Here is a 3,633-nt window from a genome sequence, read left to right as displayed (position 1 = left end):
AGCGTTGCGGCCGAGATGGCACTGAGGAGGTTCAGGTGATGGGCCTTTCGGCCCTCCTCTCCCTTCTCAGACTCAAGTTTTCCATACCCTCACTCGTCTCGGCCCTTGTGGCGTTCACGATGGCGCACTATCACTACGGGGTTTCATTCACGCTCAACTTTCTGCTGGCGCTCCTCGTCGTTTTCCTCGTTACGTCCGCTGGGCTGGTTATCAACGAGTACTACGACTACGAGCTTGACGTTTTCTCCGGGAGGGACGACCTTCCTCTCGTCAGGGGGGAGGTGGACAGGAGAACAGCAAGGCGCGTGTACCTGCTGCTCTTCGCGCTCGCACTCACGCTCTCCGCTCTAATCTCCACGGCCGCGCTGGCGACGACGGCAATAGCCTCTGCGTTTGCGGTGGCGTATTCTAGACCTCCCCTGCGCTTCAAGGCGCGGCCCCTCCTCGATTCCCTCACCAACGGCCTCACGTACGGCCCGATAACGATGGCGCTCGTCTTCGAGTCCCTCAAACTTCCGGTTGTGTGGGCGGTGGTTTACTCCATTCCTTCTTCATCTTCCTCTCCGCCGGCCACATGCTCCTGGCAGTTCCGACGATTAACGAGGACCTCTCGCTTAACGTCAGAACCTCGGCCGCGGTCCTTGGAAAGGAGCGGGCGATTCTCGTTGGAGCAGTACTCTTTGCTGTTGCCTCCCTACTCGCGGTGGGTTACTCGATGAGGGGCTACTATCCGCGGGCGTCGCTTCTCTTCCTTCCCTTCATGGCCTACTCGATTCTCCAGCTGTGGATGTGGCGCAGGGGGGAGGATAAGGAGAGGACCTTCAGGAGGATGGAGGCCTCCTTCACGGCCGGCGCCCTCGCGTTTCTGCTCCCGTTTTTCCTCTGACCAATTTTTAAAAGGAGAACCGCGCAAGTATATGAGAACAGATTCATACATGAAAGGAGACGATTAAAATGAGATGGGAAGAGTTTAAGAAGGAAGCGGAGAGAAATCCGTTCATCATCATGGGCCTTCTGCTGGCCCTGCTGGGACTGTGGACGCGAAACCTGACGCTCATCTGGATGGGACTGGGTTTGGTCTGGCTGGTCCTGATGCTGACCGGAAGGAAAAGCCGTGCGGGTGATGAGGGATGAAGAAAACTGCCCTGATTCTGGTTTTGGTTCTCTTGCTGGCCGTTGCATCGGGCTGCATTTCAGAGAAATCCTCCGGTGTTTCTTCTACAGCATCAACCGGTGCCATTGTGAACTCCACCGGAACAACTACCACCTCGACGCCCAAGCCGAGGCTCTACTCAACCCAGGAGCTTTTGGATAGGGTGAGCAAGATAGAGGAGTTCACGTACTTTGAGAACACAAGCATGGAGCTTCACCTCGTGGTCCGCGTCGGAAACCTGACGCAGGATGAGGGAAACGTGACGGTCGTCTACCGGAAGGTCGGGTACGTTGACCTGAAGGACAGGGAGGCGGCAATTAACATCACCACGATAACCTTCCCGGGCGGCGCGAGAACGTTCTCTCGCGAGATTATAAAGAACGGGGAGGTTTACATATTCACAGGCGGAACATGGAGGAAGCTGACGAACGAAACCTTCGGAATCAACGTTTCAAGAATACTCAACGTGACGTGGGAGTACAACGCCGTCAGCCTGGCGGAGAAGTACCTCAGGAGAACCCCCACCAACGTGAGCCTCAAAAACGGGACAGAACTCCTCTACTTCCCGATAACGGAGAGCGATTTGATGGCGATAACCTCCGCGCTCCTCGGCCGCCAGGCTAACGTCTCAATTAACGTGACCAACGGAATCCTCGAGCTGAGGTTCAGAAACGGCACGTTCGTCGGCGGGAGGCTCGGCTACAGGGTGGAGATGGTGGTAAGGGTCAGCACACCCTCCGGAACGGCTGAGGTTCACGAGACCGGCTACAGCTACGACGAGTTCGTCGTCACTGACATCAACGTCAAAAAGCCCGTTCACGTCCCGGCATCGTACAGGGCGTGAGAAACGCTTTTTTATCCCCTTTCCATTTCCCAACCGATGGACCGCGTGAAGGTAAGCAAGCTCATGGCCTACATTCTCAGGCACTCGCCGGAAGAGTTCGGGCTGAAGCCAGACGAGGAGGGCTTCGTCCCGCTGGACGAGCTCCTTAAAGCCCTCCAAACCGTCTATCCCAACGTTACGGAGGAGTTCGTGAGGGAGATAGTCGCGGGGGACCCCAAGGGGCGCTACGAGATAAGGGGAAGTAAAATCCGCGCCCGCTACGGCCACAGCTTCAAAGTTGAGCTCGACCACGAGGAGGACACCGAATCAAGGGTTCTCTACCACGGCACGCCGAGGAGGAACCTCCCAAGGATTATGCGCGAGGGGCTCAGGCCGATGGGGAGGCAGTTCGTTCACTTGACGACGAGTAAAAACGAGGCCCTCGAAACGGGCAGGAGGCACGGGAAGGATGTTGTGCTCCTAATAATCGACGCGGAATGCCTGAGGAGAAGGGGCCTGAGGGTTTACAAAGCCGGAAAGAACGTGAGGATAGTAGAGAGGGTTCCGCCCGAGTGCATCATTCTGGCAGTCTGAGAGCTAATAGGAAGGCCAGTCCAAGGGGAATGACCGTGCTGACGAAGTTCAGCTGGAAGCTTATTCCCGAGAGGTAGCCACCGATTAGCGGGCCAACGACCCAGCCGAGGCTCATCATGGCGTTGAGCAGGCCCATTCCTTGGGCCCTCTCGCTCACCCTAACGTTCTGGGCCACGTAGGCGGAGGTCGAGTTTATTGTCAGAACCCACTTGACGCCCGATAGGAACGCCACGCCGAAAACGAGCCAGACGTTTTTAACGAACGCATATAGAAGGAATGCCAAACCGTAACCGGCTATCGCAATCAAGTAGAACCTCTTCGCCCCGTAAACGTCTATCAGACGGCCCAGGAAGTAGCCGGTCAGGGCCGCGGCGAGGCTCTCGATGCCGAAGATAACTCCAACGCTCCATCCCCCAAAGGCCTCCTTGAAGTAAACGGAGGAAACGCTGTAGAACTGTCCGCTCGCTATCATAACGAGGAAGACGGTGACGTAGAAGAGGCCGAGGTGTCCGCGCATGAGCTTTCTGAAAGCCGAACCTCTGATTGTTGCACGCCAGCTACCCCTGCCTTCCTGAACGAGAATCATACCTAGGAGGGAGCGCCCTGCCGCTGGACGTTCGCGAACCAGGAGAACGGTTCCAGCTGACACGAAGAGCAGAAAGCCTGAAACGAGAAAGAGCTTTCTGAGGCCGAGGCAGCCGACTATGGCCGAGCCGAGGAAGTTGCCAACCATGTAGCCCGCGTTCTCGATGGAGTTGAAGAGGCCGAATATCGAGCCGGCCCTCGTGGAGAGTTCTGAAATCAGCGCCGAATGCGCCGGGGTCATGGCTGAACCGAAGATTCCCTGGAGGGTTCTGAGGATTAGAACGCCTGTGGCCGAACCGACGAATGCCATGGCGGTGTAGAACACTCCAATTGAGGCCACGCCGAAGGCTATGAAGCCCTTCCTGTTGCCGGTCGAATCGGAGAGCCAGCCAAAGGGGTACTGGAAGACCGTCGAGGTCAGGTTGAAGGCCACGCTCAGAAGGCCGACCATGAACATGCTCGCGCCGAGCATGCGCAT

Annotated in this window: 6 protein-coding genes; 5 read left to right on the top strand and 1 reads right to left on the bottom strand. The window is 57.1% G+C overall.

The genetic code is table 11. From position 1 onward, the window contains the following. From MVK46_RS03745 to MVK46_RS03725, 5 genes are all read left to right on the top strand, one after another. Nucleotides 1-719 (top strand): UbiA family prenyltransferase (locus MVK46_RS03745; RefSeq protein WP_297535312.1); only part of this gene is annotated, 719 nt, incomplete at its 5' end. Then, complete coding sequence (locus MVK46_RS03740) at nt 716-886, top strand: hypothetical protein (protein WP_297535311.1); 171 nt, start codon at nt 716-718, stop codon at nt 884-886. The genes MVK46_RS03745 and MVK46_RS03740, both read left to right, overlap by 4 nt. Before the next feature lie 68 nt (nt 887-954). Beyond that, on the top strand, nt 955-1,134 hold the full coding sequence (locus tag MVK46_RS03735) for a hypothetical protein (protein WP_297535310.1): 180 nt from the start codon (nt 955-957) through the stop codon (nt 1,132-1,134). Continuing rightward, nucleotides 1,131-1,997, top strand: a complete 867-nt coding sequence (locus tag MVK46_RS03730) for a hypothetical protein (RefSeq protein WP_297535309.1) — start codon at nt 1,131-1,133, stop codon at nt 1,995-1,997. The genes MVK46_RS03735 and MVK46_RS03730 overlap by 4 nt, the downstream gene beginning before the upstream one ends. Before the next feature lie 36 nt (nt 1,998-2,033). Further along, the gene (locus MVK46_RS03725) at nt 2,034-2,570 is read left to right on the top strand and encodes an RNA 2'-phosphotransferase (RefSeq protein ID WP_297535308.1); all 537 of its coding nucleotides are present in this window, start codon (nt 2,034-2,036) and stop codon (nt 2,568-2,570) included. On the opposite strand, the gene MVK46_RS03720 is transcribed toward MVK46_RS03725, so the two are convergent. Further along, nucleotides 2,554-3,633: MFS transporter (locus MVK46_RS03720; protein WP_297535307.1), on the bottom strand; the 1,080-nt coding region annotated here is incomplete at its 5' end. The two genes, MVK46_RS03725 and MVK46_RS03720, sit on opposite strands and share 17 nt — an antisense overlap.

This window comes from Thermococcus sp., assembly GCF_027066465.1.
In the GTDB taxonomy this organism is placed as follows: domain Archaea; phylum Methanobacteriota_B; class Thermococci; order Thermococcales; family Thermococcaceae; genus Thermococcus.
Note: the sequence above shows the minus strand (reverse complement) of the source record. Positions and strands in the feature narration are given on the sequence as shown.